We start from the raw sequence: 249 nt of genomic DNA on the forward strand, positions 1-249 counted from the left end.
GTTACCGCTACCATGGCCGCACCATAGGCTCAACGTTTGATAATGACGCACAATCGGTTGTATTAACCTTATTAGGGCAACTTTCAAACGGTGATGACTGGCAAGTAAAACTACGTAGCGTTGATTACAACAGCGATAATAGTGATTGGTATCCTAATAACCCTGACCTAGGCAATACAATTACTAAAACGAGCTATAACTCAAAACAGGTTGAACTGCGTTACAGGCAACTTGCAATGGGTGGACGTT

General features: G+C 42.6%; 1 protein-coding gene. It reads left to right on the forward strand.

The window, feature by feature from the left end; translation table 11 throughout:
• The coding region (locus SB756_RS33440; RefSeq protein ID WP_410913680.1) for a capsule assembly Wzi family protein at positions 1–249 on the forward strand (249 nt) is incomplete at both ends.

Source organism: Pseudomonas sp. SIMBA_068 (genome assembly GCF_046534705.1).
Taxonomy (GTDB): domain Bacteria; phylum Pseudomonadota; class Gammaproteobacteria; order Pseudomonadales; family Pseudomonadaceae; genus Aquipseudomonas; species Aquipseudomonas putida.